Annotated in this window: 16 protein-coding genes; 9 read left to right on the top strand and 7 right to left on the bottom strand. The window is 76.6% G+C overall.

What is annotated here, in order from left to right; all coding sequences use genetic code 11:
* Positions 1 to 335: 335 nt before the first annotated feature.
* From WDZ17_RS12905 to WDZ17_RS12885, 5 genes are all read left to right on the top strand, one after another.
* Positions 336 to 1,706, top strand: coding sequence for an AAA family ATPase (locus WDZ17_RS12905; RefSeq protein WP_339575571.1), 1,371 nt, complete (start codon positions 336 to 338; stop codon positions 1,704 to 1,706).
* 10 nt (positions 1,707 to 1,716) lie between these two features.
* Positions 1,717 to 1,980, top strand: coding sequence for a hypothetical protein (locus WDZ17_RS12900; protein ID WP_339575570.1), 264 nt, complete (start codon positions 1,717 to 1,719; stop codon positions 1,978 to 1,980).
* A complete protein-coding gene (locus WDZ17_RS12895; RefSeq protein ID WP_339575569.1) occupies positions 1,977 to 2,105 on the top strand; it encodes a hypothetical protein in 129 nt (42 codons plus the stop codon). Before WDZ17_RS12900 ends, WDZ17_RS12895 begins: the two co-directional genes overlap by 4 nt.
* 180 nt (positions 2,106 to 2,285) lie before the next feature.
* Positions 2,286 to 2,687, top strand: a complete 402-nt coding sequence (locus tag WDZ17_RS12890) for a hypothetical protein (protein WP_339575568.1) — start codon at positions 2,286 to 2,288, stop codon at positions 2,685 to 2,687.
* 46 nt (positions 2,688 to 2,733) lie between these two features.
* Positions 2,734 to 3,543, top strand: coding sequence for a hypothetical protein (locus WDZ17_RS12885; RefSeq protein WP_339575567.1), 810 nt, complete (start codon positions 2,734 to 2,736; stop codon positions 3,541 to 3,543).
* A 600-nt stretch (positions 3,544 to 4,143) separates the two neighbouring features.
* Here the strand turns inward: WDZ17_RS12885 and WDZ17_RS12880 are convergent.
* Positions 4,144 to 4,287 carry a hypothetical protein gene (locus WDZ17_RS12880; protein ID WP_339575566.1) on the bottom strand — a complete coding sequence of 48 codons (144 nt, stop codon included), beginning with the start codon at positions 4,285 to 4,287 and terminating at the stop codon, positions 4,144 to 4,146.
* Positions 4,284 to 4,553 (bottom strand): hypothetical protein, encoded by a 270-nt coding sequence (locus WDZ17_RS12875; protein WP_339575565.1) that lies wholly within the window; start codon positions 4,551 to 4,553, stop codon positions 4,284 to 4,286. Before WDZ17_RS12875 ends, WDZ17_RS12880 begins: the two co-directional genes overlap by 4 nt.
* Positions 4,554 to 4,744: 191 nt before the next feature.
* Here WDZ17_RS12875 and WDZ17_RS12870 point away from each other — a divergent pair, with 191 nt between their 5' ends.
* Positions 4,745 to 7,489 carry a peptidoglycan DD-metalloendopeptidase family protein gene (locus WDZ17_RS12870; RefSeq protein ID WP_339575564.1) on the top strand — a complete coding sequence of 915 codons (2,745 nt, stop codon included), beginning with the start codon at positions 4,745 to 4,747 and terminating at the stop codon, positions 7,487 to 7,489.
* 61 nt (positions 7,490 to 7,550) lie between these two features.
* On the opposite strand, the gene WDZ17_RS12865 is transcribed toward WDZ17_RS12870, so the two are convergent.
* The 4 genes from WDZ17_RS12865 to WDZ17_RS12850 are packed head-to-tail and all read right to left on the bottom strand — an operon-like array spanning position 7,551 to position 10,859.
* Complete coding sequence (locus tag WDZ17_RS12865) at positions 7,551 to 7,943, bottom strand: hypothetical protein (RefSeq protein ID WP_339575563.1); 393 nt, start codon at positions 7,941 to 7,943, stop codon at positions 7,551 to 7,553.
* A gap of 23 nt (positions 7,944 to 7,966) precedes the next feature.
* Positions 7,967 to 8,770, bottom strand: a complete 804-nt coding sequence (locus WDZ17_RS12860; protein ID WP_339575562.1) for a type II secretion system F family protein — start codon at positions 8,768 to 8,770, stop codon at positions 7,967 to 7,969.
* Positions 8,767 to 9,633 (bottom strand): type II secretion system F family protein, encoded by an 867-nt coding sequence (locus WDZ17_RS12855; RefSeq protein WP_339575561.1) that lies wholly within the window; start codon positions 9,631 to 9,633, stop codon positions 8,767 to 8,769. Before WDZ17_RS12855 ends, WDZ17_RS12860 begins: the two co-directional genes overlap by 4 nt.
* Positions 9,633 to 10,859 (bottom strand): TadA family conjugal transfer-associated ATPase, encoded by a 1,227-nt coding sequence (locus WDZ17_RS12850; RefSeq protein WP_339575560.1) that lies wholly within the window; start codon positions 10,857 to 10,859, stop codon positions 9,633 to 9,635. Before WDZ17_RS12850 ends, WDZ17_RS12855 begins: the two co-directional genes overlap by 1 nt.
* Before the next feature lie 277 nt (positions 10,860 to 11,136).
* Between WDZ17_RS12850 and WDZ17_RS12845 the strand changes: the two genes are divergently transcribed.
* Genes WDZ17_RS12845 through WDZ17_RS12835 form a run of 3 tightly spaced genes read left to right on the top strand, consistent with a single transcriptional unit; the run spans position 11,137 to position 17,401 of the window.
* On the top strand, positions 11,137 to 15,762 hold the full coding sequence (locus WDZ17_RS12845; RefSeq protein ID WP_339575559.1) for an FtsK/SpoIIIE domain-containing protein: 4,626 nt from the start codon (positions 11,137 to 11,139) through the stop codon (positions 15,760 to 15,762).
* Between the two features lie 56 nt (positions 15,763 to 15,818).
* Positions 15,819 to 16,307: an ATP-binding protein gene (locus tag WDZ17_RS12840; protein WP_339575558.1), complete on the top strand. Its 489-nt coding sequence runs from the start codon at positions 15,819 to 15,821 to the stop codon at positions 16,305 to 16,307.
* On the top strand, positions 16,304 to 17,401 hold the full coding sequence (locus WDZ17_RS12835; protein WP_339575557.1) for a SigB/SigF/SigG family RNA polymerase sigma factor: 1,098 nt from the start codon (positions 16,304 to 16,306) through the stop codon (positions 17,399 to 17,401). The genes WDZ17_RS12840 and WDZ17_RS12835 overlap by 4 nt, the downstream gene beginning before the upstream one ends.
* On the opposite strand, the gene WDZ17_RS12830 is transcribed toward WDZ17_RS12835, so the two are convergent.
* A complete protein-coding gene (locus tag WDZ17_RS12830; RefSeq protein ID WP_339575556.1) occupies positions 17,398 to 17,898 on the bottom strand; it encodes a hypothetical protein in 501 nt (166 codons plus the stop codon). The genes WDZ17_RS12835 and WDZ17_RS12830 overlap by 4 nt on opposite strands.
* Positions 17,899 to 18,123: the final 225 nt, after the last annotated feature.

Here is an 18,123-nt window from a genome sequence, read left to right as displayed (position 1 = left end):
AGCAGACGGCGCGCCACCGCCGGCCGACCTCGTGGGAAGGGGGTCGGCCGGCGCCCTCTTCCCACCGTGGGAACGCCCGTGGGAACCGCGAGACGCCAGCGCTCGCAACGCTTCTCGCCCCGAGCCACCCTCTCTCACCCTCCAGTCTGGTAGGTGGGAACCGCGTGGGTGGGAAGCCCCCTCAGACCCCCCGGCCTCGCCGGGACCTGGTGCCGTGGCGGCAGCAGATGAAGGCGCCCTCGACGCGGCACCCCAGCCGCGTCGAGGCGCCCTCGCCGCCCGCGCCCCCGTACTGCCAGCCGCCACCTGCCCCCGCACCACGAGAGGACCCCCTCGTGCCTCCCCCCGTCCCCCGCGGACGGCCGACCCTCCTCGCCCTCATCCGCGAGCACCTGCCCGACGCCGACCCCATCCCGGTCGACGACGGCTACCGGCTCGGCTGCCCCTCTTGCCGCTCCCCTCACACGATCACCCTTCGCGCAGCCCCCGGCGTCGGCGCCTACGTCATGCCCTGCCGCTGCGGAACCCCGCTCCACGAGGCCCTCGACCTCCCCGAAGAGACTCTCGACGCTCTCCTGACGTCGGTCCGCGTCCCCACTCCCGGCGATGCCGAGTCGTCCGCCTCCGCGACGTCGCTCGCCTCCGAGCTCCTCACCCTCGACGACCTGGCAGACCTGCCGGAGCCCTCGTGGGTGATTGACGGGGCGCTGCGGGCACGGTCTCTCGCCTTCATCGTCGGCCCGCCCTCGAGCGGAAAGTCCTTCCACCTCATCAACTGGCTAGCCGCGGTCGCCACCGGGACAAACTGGGCCGGCCGCGAGGTCCGCGCCGGCCGAGTCCTCTACGTCGCCGGCGAGGGCCTCGACGGCATTCACGCCCGCGTCACCGCCTGGTCGCAGCGCCACGAAGTTCCCATCCCCGGCGAGATGTTCGACGTCTTCCCACGTCCCGTCTCCCTAGCCGAGGCGAGCACCGTGGATGAGCTGGAAGAGCTCGTCAGGCAGCGTGATTACTCGCTAATCGTCTTAGATACCTGGGCGAGAATGAGCACCGGCGTGGACGAGAACAGCGCCGGCGACGTCGGTCGCATCCTCGCCGCAGCGGATCGCCTCTGGGCCGCGACAACCTCAGGAACTGTCGTTTTCGCTCATCATTCCGGCAAGGGCTCCACCGACCTCCGCGGCTCCTCTGCTCTTCGCGGCGCCGCCGAGACCGTCTTCCTCACCTCCAAGCGCGGCGACGACTACGCCCTCGAAGAGGACAAGCAGAAGAGCAAATCGTCCGACTACTTCTCCCTCTGGCGTATCGCCCTCCCCGGCGGCAACCCCGTCCTCGTCTCCAGCACCGCCGACGACCTCCTCGACGAGGTCCCTGTCCCCACCTCGGACGCACGCCTCTGGGAGGTCCTGAACGCCTCCTTCGCCCACGGCTCCCACTTCACCCGCGCCGAGGCCGTCCGTCTGACCCGCGATCCCGCCCACGGCGAGCCGCTCCCCTCGAGCACGGCCTATCGCGCCTTCGCCGTCCTCGTCGACTCCGGCGTCGTCCTCCAGGTCGCCGGCTCCCCCACCGCGTCCGACCGCTACACCCTCGACGAGCAAGCCGCCGTCTCCCGCGGCTACCGACTCACCCGCCGTGCCCCTCGTACCCGCGCTCCCGGCGAGCCCTCCCTCTACGCCGGTGAGCCCGACCTCGTCCCCTTCTAGGAGTCCCACCATGCCTGCCGCGCCCCCACTTCCCACGCCTGCCACCGCCGTCGTCAACGTCGAGCGGGTTGAGTCCCGCGCCGGGACCTGGCTCGTCACCGCACGCTGCCCGCTCTGCTCCGGGCTCGTCCGCCACGGAGGCGGCCCCGCCGACGGCCCCGTCCTCTACGGCCCGCGCGTCGCGCACCGTCGCGCCGACACCGCAGCCCGCTCCTCCCGCCGCGGCTGCGGCTGCCCTGGCGTCCTCGCCTACGTCCTCGAGCCGGCCGAGTGACCCCGCCGACCGCGACCCACCTCGCCACCGCGCCCGCCGGGCTCGACTGGCTCTCCGACGTCGCCGACCTCGAGCGCCGCGTCCGCGAGCTCCTCGACGAGGTCACCGCCCGCGCTCCCGCCTGAGGAGCTGTGCGCCCCTCTCCCGCGTCGACGACGTCGCTCGCGCTCTGACCCTCGCCGACCCCGCCGGCGGGCCTGGGGGGTGCCCCCTGGCCCGCCCTGCCGTAGGTCGGTGAGCCCTGCGCCTGTCGGTGCGGGAGGTCCCGCGCCTTCGTTTCACCATCGCCCCTGAAGGGTCCCTCAATGACCTCCCATGCTCCACCGGCCGGCCTTTGCGCCGAGGCCGAAGACCTTTGGTCCGACTACCTCGCCGAGCGCGCCGAGGCCCGCGAGGCGCCGACCGCCCGCGAGCTGACGATCCTCCGCGGCGCCGTCCGCCAGCTCACCACCGCCGAACGCCTCGAGGCCGAGCTCGCCGACCTCGAGTCCGTCCTCGTCCAGGGCAGCCGCGGGAACACCCGCGTCACCGGCCTGGTCGCCGAGGTCAACAAGGCGCGCGCCGAGGTCCGCCTCTCCATGCAGTCGCTCAAGCCGGCCTCGCCACCGCGGCGCCGGCTCGACCTCGTCCCCGCGCCCCCCGCGCCCGCGACGTCGCTCCACGAGCGCCGCTCCCGCCGCCGCGTCATCCCCGACGTCGACGACTGAGTAACGCCCCTTCCCGCCTCCCTTCCCCTCTCTCCCAGGAGTTTTGATGCCCACCATCGAAGAGCGCCAGGCCGCCCCCGCCGCAGTCGCCGCCCGCGCCGCCGCGTCCCGCCCCACCTACGGCACCCGCACCGGATACGGGCATATGCCCCCGGCCGCGCTCCAGCTCGACACCTTCGCCCGCCTCGCCGGCACCGCCGTCGACGCCGAGCACGCGACCTGGGCGCGCCTCGTCGCCGAGTACCGCTCCGCGGGCACCGCGCTGACCGCCCACGAGGCGACCGCCGAGGACGCCGAGGAGACCGACGCCCTCACCCGCCGCGACGCCGTCCTCGCCGACCCCTCGGCGTCCGTCCCAGCACCTTCCGCGGTCCCCGCCCACGAGGCCGAGGCCCGGCGCCTCACCCAGCGCCACGAGGCCGTGGGCGACGCCGTCGCCTCCGCGTTCGCCGCGCTCATCGCCGCGGTCCGCGAGCACTCCGACGAGCTCGCCGCCACCACCTCCACCGCCGAGGACGCGCGCCGCGGGCACCTCGACGACCTCCTCTCCCAGGCCGCCTCCGACGTCGCCGCGATCGACGACGCGCACGCCCTGCGAGACCTCCTCGACGACGTCCGCACCCGCGGCGTCGAGGGCCGCTACACAGCCCGCAGCGGGCGCTACACCGTTCGTCTCGTCGCTGGCCGCCAGGAGTACGCGCCCGAGCTCCTCGCCCTCCTCGAGGGCTACCGGGCGGAGCCCCCGGCGCCGTTCGACGACCCCTCCTCCCAGGTCCTGACGATCGAGGTCCCCGCCGAGCGCCGGCGCCCCTCCCGCGCCGCCCGCCTCGGCACCCTCGTGCGAGCCGCCGCGTGAGCGACGTCAACGCCGCCCTCCGCGCCGCGTTCTCCCCGACCGCCTCAGCGGACCTCGGCCTCACCCGCGGCGAGCCGATCGAGCAGCAGCCTCCGACCCCGACGGCGCCCGCCGAGCCCGAGCGCCCCTCCGTCGGCGCGGCCTTCGCCGCGTGGGCGCAGGCCGGAGGCTCCTCGACCGTCCGTACCGGAGAGCCCCGCACGGCCCCGGTCGAGCGGACGTTCTGGGACCACCTCCTAGACGACCCAAGGGTGAGGCCCCCGGCATCGGTCGCCCCGGAACCTCCCGGCCAGGCCGCGGAGCTCGCCCGGCAGGCACCGCCCCGCCGGCACTCCTCCGCGTCACGCTGGGGGTTCTGAGGTGCCGCGCCGCAACAGACGCAGGCCGACCGACGAGCCCGCCGCCACCCGCGACGGCTACGGGCGCCGGGTCGAGCCACGGCTCCACGTCGTCCCGACGCCCTCTCGCTCCTCCCGCGAGCACTCACCGGCGCCCGCGCCCCGATCGGCACCCGCGGCCCCGCGCCCGTCGTCGACGACGACCCTGACGCCGGCCGTCCTGCGAGCTCTGGCCCGCGCCGCCTGAGCCCCGACCCGCCGCTCACCTTGAGCGGCGGGCCTCCCGCAGCGCCGGGACGAGGTGCCGCTCGACCACGCGCCGCAGCTCCAGCGTGAGAGGCGGCGTCTCCCACTCCGCAGTACGAGCCCGCGCCCGCTCGAGGTCTTCGGCCGTCGGCACGCTCACGCCGCGCACCGCAGCCCCGGCGCCAGCCGGTGCCCCAGCGCCTCCCCTACGACCTTCGCCGCGACCGCTCGCGCCCGCTCGACCTCGACCCGCGCAACCGCCCTCCGCGCCGCCTCCCGAGCCTCCTCCGGCGTGCTCACGCCGCCGTCGAGCTCGTCCATGAGCTCGTCGTCCTGCTCGATGGTCAGCGCCACCCGCGCACCCCTCAGGACCTCGACCGCGGCCTCGACGACCTCGTCCCACGTCGCATCGCTGGTCTTCGTCACGTCATTCCTCCACGTTCATTGACGCCCCCGGCGGGCGCCTACCGGAACGTACTCCATAACGACGTCGAGAAACCACCGCGAGACTCCCCGTGCATCGCCACAGTGAATCTCGCGGAGGCTTCTCGCCTACGCCCCTACCGCCTCTGCGGTAGGGGGCGCTCGTCGTCCACCACACGACCTCGAGGGACTCCATGTCTACCCTCCTCGGCGACGCCCGCATTCGCATTCGCCCCGATACCGCAGGCTTTCAGCGCGAGGCAGATCGCGGCCTCGCCCCCGCCCTAAGGAAGATCGCCGCCACCGCCGGCGCCGCCGTCGCCGCGGCCGGCATCGGCACTGTCCTCAAGGACTCCATCTCCGCCGCGTCCGACCTCGGCGAATCCCTCAACGCGCTCTCCGTCACCTACGGCGACAACGCCGCCGGCGTCGAGGACCTCGGCAAGCGAGCCGCCCGCTCGCTGGGTTTGTCGAATGTTGAGTTCAACAACCTCGGCGTGCGCTTCTCCGCCTTCACAAAGACGATCGCCGGCACCGGAGGCGACGTCGTCGGCACCCTCGACGACCTCACCAAGCGCTCAGCGGATTTCGCCTCAGTAATGAATTTAGATGTCGCCGACGCCGCCGGCCTCTTCCAGTCCGGCCTAGCCGGCGAGACCGAGCCGCTGCGCGCCTACGGTCTGGACCTCTCCGCCGCCGCGGTCGAGGCCTACGCCCTCAAGGAGGGCATCTCCGCCTCCTCCAACTCCATGACCGAGGCCGAGAAGACCCAGGCCCGCTACGGCCTGCTCATGTCCCAGACGGCGAACACCGCAGGCGACTTCGCCAACACCTCGGACAGCCTCGCCAACTCTCAGCGCATCCTTGGCGCCCGCACCGACGACCTCAAGGCCCGCCTTGGCGAGGCCCTGCTCCCCGCGATGACGTCCCTCGTCAACGTCGCCGGCGACAAGCTCCTCCCCGCCGTCGAGGGCCTCATCTCCGGCTTCGAGTCCGGCACCGGCGCCGGCGGTCGCATCCGCGAGGTCCTATCTGCCGTCGGCGCCCGCGCGAGCGAGGTCGGCGCCGTCCTGCGCGACGACGTCTTCCCGGTCCTCGTCAACACCGGTCGCACCCTCTACGAAAACCGCGACACCATCCTCGCCGTCGTCGCCGGCCTTGCCGCCGCGAAGACCGCCCTCGTCGTCATCTCCGCAGCCACGAAGACATACACCGCAGTCACCGCCGCACTCACCGTCGTCCAAAAGCTTCTCAACGGCACGATGCGCGCTAACCCCATCGGCCTCATCGTTACCGCGATCGGCCTCCTCGTCGGCGCTCTTGTCCTCGCGTACCAGAAGAGCGACACCTTCCGCAAGGTCGTCGACACCGCCTGGGCCGCGATCAAGATTGCCGCGAACATCGCGTGGACGTTCCTCCGCGACAAGGTACTGATTCCGCTCGGCCTCAAGATCATCGAAGCATGGCAGAAGTTCCAGGAGTTCCGCAAAAACCTCGACGTCGTCTGGGAGGCCGTCAAGATCGCCTTCCGCGAGGGCGCGAAGTACGCGATCAACAAGTTCCTCGACCTCGTCGGAAAGATCATCCAGGGCGCCGCAGACGCCTTCGGCTGGGTCCCCGGCCTCGGCGACAAGCTCCAGGACGCCGCAGACAACTTCAACACCTTCCGCGACAACGTCAACCGCTCCCTCGACGGCGTCAAGGACAAGGACGTCAAGATTCGCGCCGAGCTCGACGCGACCGCCGCCGCCCTCGTAAAGAGCGGAGTCTCCCCGTCCGTCGCCGCTCAGCGCACCCGCGTCGCCCTCCGCGCCACCGGCGGCTCCGTGATCGGCCCCGGCACCGCGACCTCCGACTCCATCCCCGCGCTCCTGTCCAACGGCGAGCACGTCTGGACCGCGAAGGAGGTGGCCCGCGCCGGCGGCCACCACGCCGTCGAGGCGATGCGCCGCGACGTCCTCCGCCGCGCGAACGGCGGCCCCGTCGAGTGGGGAAGCGTCTCCCAGAGCAAGTGGGACGCGCTGCGAGCCGCCGGCTGGAGGGGGCGCGCAGGAGACAACGCCGAGCGCCTCTACGCCCCAGACCCCGCCGATAGAGGCCGGGGCCTGCGCGTCGTCCCGCAACTCCCCGCCACCGACAGCTTCGACGTCATCTCGACCGCCTTCACCCGCGGCGCCGACGCCCTCGAGTCCTCCATGCGCTCCCGCGTGAAGGAGCTCAGCGCCGCCGCGAATCGTGCCGCAGAGGCCTCCCAGGGCGCCGACGGCTTCACCGGCGGCTCTGGCCCCTGGCGCCGCCCCGGCCGCGGGCGCCTGTCGTCCCCGTTCGGCTACCGCACGCACCCCGTCACCGGGCGCCGCAAGCTCCACAACGGCCTCGACCTCGCCGCCGGCGCCGGCGCGCCCATCGTCGCCGCCTCCCTCGGCAAGGTCCTCTCGGCCGGCCGCTCCGGCACCTACGGAAACTTCGTCCAGATCGCCCACACCGGCGGCCTGGTCAGCGGCTACGCCCACCTCTCCAGCATCGCCGCGAAGGTCGGCCGCACCGTCCAGCCCGGCCAGCTCATCGGCCGCGAGGGCTCGACCGGCCGCGTCACCGGCCCGCACCTGCACTTCAACCTCAAGCGGAACGGCTCCTTCTTCGACCCCGCGCCGTTCCTGCGAGCCCGCGGCGCCTTCGACCTCGGCGGCATCGCCCGCGGCACCGGGATGCTCCCGAAGGCGACTCCCCGTCCCGAGCGCGTCCTCTCCCCGCGTCAGACCGACGCCTTCGAGGCCGCCATGCGCCGAGACTTCGCCACCGGCGAGCCGAAGGTCGACGTCTACGTCCAGGCCGTCCCCGACGGCGAGTACGTCCGCCAGGAAGCCCGCGTCGTGTTTAGCGAGCAAGCCGCTCGCGCGTCACGCACCCGCGCCTCCCTCATGCGCACCGGCGGCTAGCCGCCCGCACCACCGGCCCCGCCGCTCACCTCGAGCGGCGGGGCCTTTTCCGTCGCGGAATCTACAACCACAGGGACAGGGCACTTCCCGCCGTCCCGAAAGCGACCCCTACGGCCGTCAGCACAGCGGGCCCCCGCAAATCGTCTAGGGCAGCGGCGAGAATATCCGTCCTGGTGAACTCTGCTATGTAGGTCACCTCCCAAGCCTTCCGCCGCGGCTTCACGATCTCGTCCGTCTCGGCGCGATCGCGCGCGTCTTGCTTCTCATACTCGGCTGCTCCCGGCCACGGCTTGCCCAGCTTGTCGCGCGCCTGCCGCAGCTCCACCTTGCCGACGCGGGCGAGCCTGTCCCTGAGGTCGTCGTGCTCCCTCTTCGTCACTCTCCAAGCCCACGCCAGGGCGCAGAGCGGCAACAAGGCGCCGAGCAGGATGAGTGTTAGCGCGACCGCGAACATGAGCCGAGTCTGCACGCCGGCCCCTACAGCTCGTCGGCGTTGCGCACCGTCGCACCCCCGACCGCGACGGCGACTCCGTCGACGAAACGGGCCAGGCTGGGCAGGCTCGTGCGGTCGGCCAGGCCTTGCAGCGCCTGCACCAGCGACGCCCCGGCGCGGGCCTCGGCGAGCGTGCGTCGCAGCTCTCCCGACAGCTCGCCGGCGCACGTGCGCGCCACGCGCTCGAGGGCGCCGACGGCGCCCTCGCCGGCGCTCACCGACAGCGCGAGGAGCTCGGCGACGGTCGGGAACTCCGCCGTCATGCGCTCCTCGCGCTGCCGGACGGCGCGGCTGAGCGCCCAGTCGCGCAGGAGCACGCCCGCGGCGCCGCCGACGAGCACGAGCAGCACGAGCGGCGGCAGGGCCGCCCCCCGGGCACCGGCGAGCAGCACGGCAGCGCCCGTCCCGACGAGGAGGCCGCCGACGCCCCACACGACCTGCTGGGCGCGGAACTCCTCGACCGACGCCCTGTCCCCGAGCTGGTCCAGGCGCCTGCGCACGCCGCTGCGCCCGCCGAGCACCCGCTCCACCGCGGCGACCGCGTCGCCCATGACCGGCGCGAGCATCCGCTCGGCGACCGCGAGCGGGCCGGCGGGGGGCTCGCGCAGGAGCAGGCGCGACGGGGGCACGGCGTCCCGCACGTAGGGGGCCACCCGGTCCTCGACCGAGACCCGTCGCAGCGTCGGCAGCCGCACGAGCACCAGCACGAGCCCCAGGCCGGCGACGAGCCCGAGCCCGGCGCCCGCCCAGGACCAGAGGTGGCCCACCACGGGGTCCCCGGCGCTCACCGCAGCACCCGCGCCTCGTCGGGCAGCCGCCCGAGCCGCACCATCAGGCGGTAGGCGACGACGGACGCGGCACCGCCCACGGCGAGGACGAGCGCGCCGGTCGGGGTGTCGTAGGCGTCGACGGCCTCGGGGCGGCTCGCGAGCAGGGCCAGCACGAGCCAGGGGGCGGCCACGGCGAGACGGGCGCCGTTGACCGTCCAGCTCTGGCGGGCCTCGAGCTCCGAGCGCGTCCGGGCGTCCTCGCGCAGGAAGGCCGAGAGCGTCCGCAGGAGACGACCGAGGTCGCTGCCGCCCACCTCGCGGGTGAGCCGGAGCGACTCGACGATCCGGTCCGCCACCGGGTCGGCCAGGGACTCCTTCAGCCGGTCCAGGCAGTCGCCGAAGCGGCCCGTCGCCCGGTAGTCCTCCGCGAAGGCCGCGAAGGCGGGCCGCAGCTCGACCGGACCGCGGACGGAGAGCTGGGCGACGGCCTCGGGCAGCGACAGGCCGGCGCGGATCCCCGACGTCAGGTGGTCCACCGCCTCCGGCCACTGCTCCCGGGTGCTGGTCCGGCGCGCTCGTGCCCGGGCCCGCACAAGGGTCCGGGGGCCGACGGCGGCGATGACGGCGAAGGCCGCGGCCACGACGGGTGACCCGGAGACGGCCAGGACACCCAGGCCGACGAGCAGGGCGCACACCGCCGCGGCGGTGGCGAGCGCGGCCGGGGACACGCCGCGCATGTCGGCCTGGACCAGCTCGTCGCGCAGGGCCTCGCCGCGCCGCGAGCGGCGTCGGGGCGGTCGCGGGCGCTCGTCCGGCGCCCAGCACGCCCACCAGGTGCAGAAGAGCCCGGCACCGCCGACGAGGCCGACGAGGGCGCCCATCAGCCGCCGCCCCCGAGCAGCGCCCGCAGGTCGTGGCCGGCCCGCTCGAAGCGGTCCTCGTGCGGCGGGTACCCGTCGGCGCGCACGAGTGCGCCGCCGACCGTGGTGAAGAGGTCGGCGACCTCGACGACGTCGTCCTCGACGCGCCCGGGGACGGCGACGACCTCGCGGACGCAACGACGGCCGTCCCGGTCGAGCGCCAGGTGCACGACGAGGTCGACGCTGCTCGCCACCGTCGGCACGACGAAGCGGCTGCTGACGTTCTCGCCGGCGAGCAGCGGCAGCGTGCACATCTTCGCGACGGCCTCGCGCGCGCTGTTCGCGTGGACGCTCGCCATCCCCGGCAGCCCGGAGTTGAGCGCGATGAGCAGGTCGAGGCTCTCCTCCTGGCGGACCTCGCCGACCACGATGCGGTCGGGCCGCATCCGCAGCGCCTCCTTGACGAGCCGGCGCAGCGGGATCTCCCCCGTCCCCTCGAGGCTCGGCTGCCGGCACTGGAGCCCCACGCAGTCCCGCAGGGGCACCTTGAGCTCGAAGACCTCCTCGCAGGTGACGACCCGCGAACGGGGCGGGATGGCCGCGGCGAGGCAGTTCAGCATCGTCGTCTTGCCGGCCTGCGTGCCGCCGGAGACCAGGACGTTCAGGCCCGCGCCGACGGCGGCCTCGAGGAAGGCCGCGGCCCGGGGCGTGAGCGAGCCCAGGGCGACGAGGTCCTCGAGGCGGTCGGCCCGGACGACGAACTTGCGGATGTTGACGGCCCAGTGCTCCCGGGTCACGTCGGGGATGACGACGTGCAGCCGGCTGCCGTCCGGCAGGCTCGCGTCGACGAAGGGCGAGCTGAGGTCGACGCGGCGGCCGGACCACTTGAGCATCCGCTCGACGAGGTCGGCGACCTTCTCCGCCGACAGGATCGTCGTCGTCAGCTCCGGGCGGCCGCCGCGGGCGACGAAGACCTTCCCGGGCTCGTTGATCCAGATCTCCTCCACCTCGGGGTCGTCGAGGTGGTCCTGGAGCGGCCCCAGCCCGGCCACCGCGTCGAGGACCCGCTTCACGACGCCGGCCGGCTCGGGCAGACGGGGCAGGACGCCGACGAGCGAGCGCTCGTCGTAGTCGGCGACGACGTCCTCGACCAACGAGCGGAGCGCTCCCGGCTCCCGCGACGGGTCGACCCCGCGGCGGCGCACGAGCTCGCGCACCTCGTCCTCGACGATGGCGACCGCGTCCACGAGCCACCCCCTCCGTGCGGCTCCCGCCGCCTCGTCCTGCTGCTCGGACGGCCCGTGCCGTCCTCCGCCCCCGGCCCTCACGCGCCCCGGTCCCCGCACGCCCCGGTCCGCACGCGCCCCGCTGCGCCGTGGAGGCTGCCCGTCACGCTAGGTGGGCCGGGCGTGCCCGGACGGGCGGTCCACAGGCCCGAACGGATGACGCACCGCGACCGGACCCGGTGGGCGGGCCCTGTGGACGACGCCTGCGGGCACGGACCGGCACCTCCATGCTCCGGACGTGGACCCGGGGACGGACCAGAGCACGGACGAGGGCCTGCTCGCGCTCACGCTCGTCGACGGGGACCTCGGAGCCGCGTCCGTCGACGTCCTCGTCGAGCTCGTCGGGGGCCCGGACGGCGCGGTCCCCTCGCTCGCGGACGTGCTCGAGGACCTGGGCGGCGCCCTGGGGGGCCGGGGCGGTCAGCCCCGGGCGTGGTCGTGCGCCGGCGCGCCGCTGCACGGCGGGGAGCCGCTCGGCTCCCCCCCGCTCGTCCAGGGTGCCGTCCTCGTGCGCCGGGCGGTCGGCCGCGGCGGACCCGCCGTGCTCGCCGGGGTCCCGGCCCCGGCGTCCGGGTCGTCCGGGAGCGGCTGCCCGCTCTGGCTGCACGTCGTCGCGGGTCCGGACGCCGGGGCGGTCGTCCCGCTGCCCCCGGGGTCCCACGTCGTCGGCCGCGGCGCCGCCGCGGACGTGCGGGTCCACGACCCGAGGCTGTCCCGGGCGCACGTGCGGCTCGACGTCGAGCGCGGCGGCGCCCTCGCCACCGACCTCGGCACGACGAACGGGACGGCGCTCGACGGCTCCCCGCTCACCCACGCCCGCACGGCCGTGCGGGCGGGGGCCCGGCTGGCCGCGGGGGCGAGCGTCCTCGAGGTGCGCCTCGGTGCGGGCGCGCACCGACCGGCGACCTGGGACGGGCGCGGGCACCGCGTGGTCGTGCGGGCCTCCCCGTCCGCACCGGCGCGCGCCGGCGTCCGCCTGGTCCGGGAGCGCCCGCCCCCGCCCCCCGAGCGTCCCCGGGTCGCCTGGGCCGCCTCGCTCGTGCCCCTGCTGGTCGCGGTGCCCATGGCGCTGCTCTGGAGCCCGTGGGCGCTGCTCATGGGCCTCGCGTCGCCCCTGGTCGCCGTCGTCACCACGCTCGGGGACCGCCGCGCCTGGCGACGCCGCCTCGTCCGCCTCCGGGCGGACGCGGCACGGCGGGAGGACGCGCTGGACCGGGAGGTCCGCCGCGCGGTCTCCGCCGAGGAGGTCCTGCTCCGCCACCGCTGCCCCGGCGCGGGCGACGTGCTCCGGTCGCTCGCGCACGCGGGACCACGGCTGTGGGAGCGGCCCGCCGACGCCCCCGTGCTCGTCGCCGTCGGCACCGGCGTGCTCCCGTCCAGCACGCACGTCGACCCCGACGACGGCGGTCCCGCGCACGTGCCGGTGCTGACCGACGTGCCGGTCGCCGTGGACCTCGCCGGCGGGCTCGGGCTGCGGGGCGACCGCGAGGCCGCCGCCGGCGTCGCCCGGTGGCTCGTCCTCCAGGCGTGCGCCCTGCACGCCCCGTCGTCGCTGCGCCTCGTCGTCCTCACCGACGACGGCGCCGCGTGGGCGTGGGTCCGGTGGCTGCCCCACGGGGGCCGTGGCGCCGTGGGGGGCGACCCGACCTCCTGGGCCCGGCAGGTGGCGGACCTTCTCCCGCCGGACGACGGGGCGGGCACCCGACCGCCGCGGGACGCCGGGGCCGTGCGCACGCTGCTCGTCGTCGACGGCGGCGCCGCGCTGCACGCCACCCCCGGCATCACCCGCCTGCTCGCCGGGGCACGGGGCGTGTGCCTCCTCGTCCTCTCCCGGGCCGAGGACCTGCCCGGCGGCTGCGGCGCCGTGGCCGAGCTCGGCGGCGAGGACGGCCTCGACCTCCTCGTGACCACGGCCCCGGCTCCTGCCCGCGGACCGGTGGCACGGGAGCCCACCCCCTCGGCCCCCCGGCCGGTCGGCCCCCTGCGGGGCACCGCCACGGCGGTCGGGGCCGGTGCGGCCCTGCGGACCGCGCGCGCCGCCGCCCCCCTGCGCGAGGCCGACGGCGGGGGCCGCGCCACGACGGTGCCGCGGCGCCTCGCCCTGCCCGACCTCCTGCCGGGGGGGCGCTGGCCGGAGGCCGCCGACCTCGTGCGCCGCTGGGAGCTCGCGTCCACGAGCGGGGGCGCGGTGCCCGCGCCGGTGGGCGCCGGCGCCCGCGGCACCCGGCTGCTCGACCTCGACGCCGACGGGCCGCACGCGCTCGTGGCCGGGACGACCGGCTCGGGCAAGAGCGAGCTGCTGCGCACGCTGGTGCTGTCGCTCGCCCTGCACCACGCGCCGGAGGACCTGTCCTTCGTGCTCGTCGACTACAAGGGCGGCGCCGCCTTCGCCGGCGTCGCCGCGCTGCCGCACGTCGCCGGTCTCGTCACCGACCTCGACCACCGCCTCACCGCCCGGGCGCTGCGCTCGCTGGGCGCGGAGGTGGCGCGGCGCGAGCGCCTCCTGCGGCGTGCGGGTGCCTCCGACCTCGCGGACTACCGGCGCCGACGCCGGGCGGACGACCCCGTCCTCGGGCGGCTCGTCCTCGTCGTGGACGAGTTCCGCGTCCTCGTCGAGGAGCTGCCGGGCTTCGTCGACGGCCTCGTCCGTCTCGCGGCCGTCGGCCGGTCCCTGGGCCTGCACCTCGTGCTCGCCACCCAGCGACCGGCAGGGGTGGTGGGGGCGGACGTCGCGGCCAACGTCAACCTGCGGGTGGCGCTGCGCGTGCGCGACGAGCACGACTCGCTCGACGTCGTCGAGGCGCGCGACGCCGCGCGCCTGCCCGCGGACGTCCCCGGGCGCTCGCTCTGGCGCACGGGTGGTGGCGCGCTCGAGGAGGTGCAGGTCGCCTCGACCGGTGCGCCGACGACCAGGACGGCCCGGCCGCGCGTCCTGGTCGTCCCCGGGGCCCGCCCGCCGGCCGGCCCGGGGACGGCGCCCACGGGCACGGCGCACCCGGGCACGGCGCACCCGGGCACGGCGCACCCGGGCACGGCGCACGCGGGGACGGCGGCGGGCTCGTCCGCCGCCCCCTCCGACGACGCGATCGCCCCGGCGCTGGCCGCCGTCGCACGGGCGTGGGCCTCGCTCGGCTCGACGGCACCCCCGTCGCCGTGGCTGCCGCCCCTCCCGCACCACGTGGGGCTGCCGCCCCCCGCCGACGAGCGCCCCGCGACCACCGGCACCGACACGGCGGGGACCGCCGGGGCCGTGCTGCGCCTCGGCCTGGTGGACGAGCCCGAGAACCAGTCGCGCTCCGTCCTGGCGTGGGACCTGTCCCGACGCAGCCACCTGCTCGTCGTCGGGGCACCGCGCTCCGGCCGCACCGGCGCCGCGCTCGCCGTGCTGGCGGCGGCGGCCACCCAGACGTCGGCCGAGCAGCTGGTCGTGCACGTGGTGGACCCCTCCGGCGCGCTCGCCGGCGCCGCCGCCCTGCCGGCGGTGGCCTCCGTCGTGGCCGGCGACGACGTGGAGCACGCCGGCCGGGTGCTGCAGCACCTGGTCGACGTCGTCGCGGCGCGGCGGGCCGCGCTCCGCGACGGGTCGGGCGCGCACGGGGCGACGCCGGGCGACCCGGCGCGACCGGGCCCGGACGTCCTGCTCGTCGTGGACGGCTGGGAGGCCGTGCAGGTCGTCTGGGAGGAGGACGGCGGGGGCTGCGCGGACCTGCTGCAGGTCCTCCTGCGCGACGGTCCCGCGGCGGGTGTGCTCGTGCTGCTGACGGGCGACCCGCGGCTGCTGGGCAGCCGCGTCGGCGGGGCCTTCGGCACCCGGCTCGTGCTGCGGGTCGGCGACCCCGTCGACGCCGTCCTCGCCGGCGTCCCGGCCCGGGACGCCCCCGTGGACGTGCCCGCCGGGCGCGGCCTGCTGCTCGCCGACCGCGGCGGCGGCGACGCGGCCGAGGACCTCGACCGGGGTGGTCCGGGCGGCGCGGGACCCCTCGAGGTGCAGGTCGCCCTCGTCGACCGGCCGCTGGCCGACCTCGTCGCCCCGGGCCGCCCGGCGTCGTGCCGCAGCACGCCGCGCCGCCCCACCCCGGACGCCTGCGCCCGCGGGGACGCCCGGCGCCGCGTCCCGGCCCTGCCGGGCCGCGTGCGGACGGACGCCCTCGAGGTGCCCGCCGAGGGCCTGCTGCTGGGCGTCGGCGGCACCGACGTCGCACCGCTCGCCCTGCGGGCGGACCTCGACGGCCCCGTGTGCCTGCTGCTCGGCGCCCCGGGGTCCGGTCGTACGACGGCGCTCGCGACGCTCGAGCGGTCCGGGTGCGACCGCGGCTGGACGACCGTGCTGGTGAGGGGGCTCGGCGGCGGCGGTCCGGCGGGCGGCCCGGCGCTGCGGGTCGACCCGGCGGCCCCCGACGCCGGCGACGTCCTGCGCCGTGCCGTCACGCCCGCGGCCGGGCGGCCGCTCGTCCTGCTCGTCGACGACGCGGACCTGCTCGAGGGCACGTCCACGGGGCGCGCCGTGGCCGAGGTCGTCGCCGAGCACGCGCTCGCGGGCGCAGACCACGGCGGGCGGGAGGTCCTCGTCGTGGTCGCCGCGACCACGGCCGGTGCGCTCGCCCGCGGCTCCGGCCTCCTGGCCGCCGGGCGGCGCACCCGCAGCGGCGTCCTGCTGGCCCCGGGGGGGCCGATGGACGGCGAGGCCCTGGGCCTGCGCGCGACGCGGTGGGGCCGGGCCGTGCTCCCCGGACGCGGCGTGCTCGTCCGGCGGGGCGTGGCGACCGTCCTGCAGGTGGCCGAGCCCGCCCCCGCGGGGGCGACGGGACCACGAGTGGTCCCGGACCCGGGAGGCCCTGGTCCACGAGCACCCGGACGTGGATGATGGCCGCCCGAGGGCAGGTCGCACGAGACGCCCCCGGGCGAGCGCAGGGAGGGGCCGTGGCACGAGCCGAGCACGGCGCAGGGCACCTGCGCGGCCTCGCGCCGTCGGTGGACCTCGCACCGGCCGCGTCGACGGGGCGGACGGTCGCGGCCACCGGTCCGGCGACGGAGGCCGACGAGGTCGTCCTGCGGCTGCCGGCCGACCCCGCCTACCTGTCCGTCCTGCGGACGACCGCGGCCGCGCTCGGCGCTCGGCTGGACCTCACGCTGGAGGAGGTCGAGGACGTGCGCATCGCCGTCGACGAGGCGGCCGCGCTCGTGCTCGGCTCGCCGCCGATCGGGCAGACCGGTGTCCTCGAGGCGGTGTTCGAGGCCTCCCCGAGGCGGCTCGCCGTCCTCGTCCACGGCCCCGCGGGCTCGCTCCCCGGCCGGGGAGAGGTCGCCTGGGCCGTGCTGGAGGCCCTCGCCGGCGACGTCCGCGCGGTCGAGGTCCCGCACGGCTCGGCGGTCCGCCTCGTGCACGAGCTGGGCGGGGCCGCGCCGTGAGCGCGCTCCACCGGGCCGGGCCGGGCCGGGCGCCGGAGCCCCGCACCGACGACGAGCGGCAGGCCGCTCCCGTCGCCGGGGCCGGCTCGCCCGCCCGCCGACCCGCGGACGGGCGAGCCGTCCCCGCGGCGAGGGAGCCCCTGCGTCGCCCCGCCGCGGCCGACCCCGACGGCGGGGCCGCCGCGGGCGTCCCGACGGCGCGGCGGGGACCGGCGCGCGGCGTCCCCTCCCCCGCACCCCCGCCGGACATCGAGGCGTCGGGAGGCGTCCCGCCCGCCGAGTCCGCCGTCCGGGCCCTCGTCGCGCTGGGTCCGGACGCCGCCGGGCGCGCTGCCGCCCGGGACCGCGTGGTCGCGGCCCACCTCCCGCTCGTCGTGGCCCTCGCCCGTCGCTACACCGGACGTGGGGAGCCTCTCGACGACCTCGTCCAGGTGGGGACCATCGGGCTGATCACCGCGGTCGACCGCTACGACCCCGCCCGCGGGGTGCCCCTCGGGGCGTTCGCCGTGCCCCACGTCCTGGGCGAGATCCGCCGGCACTTCCGCGACCGCGGGTGGGCGGTGCGGGTGCCCCGTCGGCTCCAGGAGCACGGGCGGTCCGTCGCGCAGGCCCGGGCCGCCCTCTCGCAGTCCCTGGGGCGCTCGCCGACGGTCACGGAGGTCGCACGGGCCTGCGACCTGGACACGGACCTCGTCGTCGCGGCGCTGGAGTCCGCGTCGGCCTACGCGACCGTCCCGCTCGAGGACGACGGGCAGTCCGGCGCCGGCAGCCTGGTGGCCGAGGACGCCGGGCTGTCGGACGTCGAGGACCGGCTGCTCCTGCGGCCGCTGCTCGAGGCGCTGCCCGCCCGCGAGCGCCGGATCATCGCGCTGAGGTTCGTCCGCGGGATGTCGCAGGCCCAGATCGCCGCGGAGGTGGGCATCTCCCAGATGCACGTCTCCCGGCTGCTCGGCCGCACCCTCGCCGCGCTGCGCGACCAGCTCTCGGACCGGGACGACGAGCAGCGGCAGGTGCGCCCTCCGACCGCCGTCGACGTCCCGGCGACCGCGCACCAGCGGTCCGGCTGCCGCCCAGGTCGGGCGCCGGGGCGCTAGAGGAGCCGCTGGTCCTCGCCCGGCGCCACGGGCAGGGCCCGCGTCGTCGCACCGGTGAGCAGCGCTCCGCCCACGACGGCGCCGACCACGGCGACGACCACGGCCGCCCACCACGTCGTCGTGCCCGTCGTCTCGGCTAGGACGACCTGGACGGCGACCAGCAGCTGGAGGACCTGCCACACGAGCGCCGGCACCCGCCCCCGCCGACGGCCGCGGGCCATCCCGGCCCCGCACCCGGCGAGGAGCGCGCCCAGGGCGAGGGCCAGCACGGCCGTGCCGACCGCGAGCCCGGACGAGGCCGCCTCCCCCTGACCCGTCCCGAGCAGGTAGAGGACGGCGGTCGCGACGAGGAGGAGCACCTCCACGGCGAGGCCGGCGAGGACCACGCGGACCACCGGCGCGGCCGCACCGACCGCGCCACCCGACGGGCCCGCGACGGACGGCTCGCCGTCGCCCCCGTGACCGTCGCCCCCGTGACCTTCGTCTCCGGCGTGCACCGTCCCACGCTAGCCACCGGGCCGCCGACCGCCGCCGGGGCCCGGCCGGGCCACCGGGGACGGGGAACACCGCCCGGGTCGCCGAGGTTGTGCCCCGCAGCCATGCTGGCGGCGGCGTGCTGACCGCGTGCACCTCACCCGGTGCGCCTGGTGCGCCTCCCCGGGGACGCCCGACCAGGGCGTCGACGGGCGACACGCAGGAAGTTCTCAGTGCGTGAACCCTTG

The organism is Pseudokineococcus basanitobsidens (assembly GCF_037482545.1).
Classification (GTDB): domain Bacteria; phylum Actinomycetota; class Actinomycetes; order Actinomycetales; family Quadrisphaeraceae; genus Pseudokineococcus; species Pseudokineococcus basanitobsidens.
Note: the sequence above shows the minus strand (reverse complement) of the source record. Positions and strands in the feature narration are given on the sequence as shown.